Source organism: Moorena sp. SIO4A1 (assembly GCF_010672065.1).
Classification (GTDB): Bacteria; Cyanobacteriota; Cyanobacteriia; order Cyanobacteriales; family Coleofasciculaceae; genus Moorena.
On sequence record NZ_JAAHHX010000859.1, the window covers coordinates 1 to 1,238 of the forward strand.

The 1,238-nt window shown below is 42.6% G+C and carries 1 pseudogene; it reads right to left on the reverse strand.

The features are described from left to right. Window positions 1-27: 27 nt before the first annotated feature. Window positions 28-846, reverse strand: a pseudogene (locus F6K53_RS43555) (RNA-guided endonuclease TnpB family protein); the annotation flags it as partial. Between the last annotated feature and the right edge of the window lie 392 nt (window positions 847-1,238).

Below are 1,238 nucleotides of genomic sequence, written 5' to 3' on the forward strand. Positions count from 1 at the left end.
TCCGAGGCCACGCTACGCGAACGGCGAATCGAGGTTGGAATCCCAGTAAAATTCGGGCTTCCCCTGCTTGTATTTTGCAACTAATCGGCAATACCCCTGATTCATCGACTTGAGTTTTCGACCGTCAATAATCAAGCTTTTTCCAAGGGTTGAAACACCAGTCAACCAGTTCGTTCCACCGTGATCAAAACTCCAAGCTTGGGAGTAGTCGAGGTACTGGTTATCAGATATCGGTTCTTTGCCGTCATCAATTACCCAGTCAATCCACAGTTCTCCTAAGTACGGGCGAACAGTTACCTCTTTCACCCAGTCCGGATCTATAAAATCCGGTGGCTCTAGTACTATTTCGGTGATTAGTTCAGGCTTGGTTTCTTTGCTGATCGATGGGTAAAATAAACCTTTTTTGTAGTTGAGTGCTTGACGAGGAAAAGTAACAGCAGCCAATCCCCCCTTTTTTCTGTACCTAAGCAATTTTGGTCTGTCAACTTTACCTTTGTAATAAAGGCCGACCAATTGGTTGTAACTAGCAATGGATTCCCCTACTGTCTTTAATGTCTGTTGAGCTGACTGAGCAGCCATAGCCTTATAGTGTGGACTCAGTTTTAACGCTTTATCTAACTCTGGGTATTTTGTGTGGCATTTGTAGGTTTTCCAACCAGATATGAGTTCATCTCCCCTCCAATAAGTCGTAAAGGACTCTTCTTGCTGCTGAAGCCAGCTATAGTGTTTCTGTTTCGTGTAATAAATAGCACAATTAATCAAGCTGTTTGCTTGCTCACATTGAAACGCCCAAAAAGCCTTTTCTTCGTCAGTGAATGATGCTTTTACAGGAATTGTTTTGTACAACTTACTATCACCTCCTTGATCTATTATAGACACGACGGTTTAAAACCCGTCGCGTCCGTTTCATCCCGGAGACGAAACCTTAGACAGGCTCGCTAATGAGGGTCGGCAGGTTATGGGTAAAAGGTTTAAGTTAATTGAATAAGGTGAGCCTATCTTACGGTAACTTCAAACCCTCTTTAAAAGGTAGGGGTTCTCACCTTCCCGGATATCTTGATAGGTGGGGCATAAATAAAGACATCTAAAACAGGATTGTTAAGTTATCAGGACTTACCCAAAACTGGGAGAAAAACACCCTTATCTCCAATGCCTTTATCTATTAGGGTCGTAAGAGAAACCCTAAAAATAGAGAGAGATAGAGTTGCTGCGTAAGTCCTATCTAACTTAACAATCAA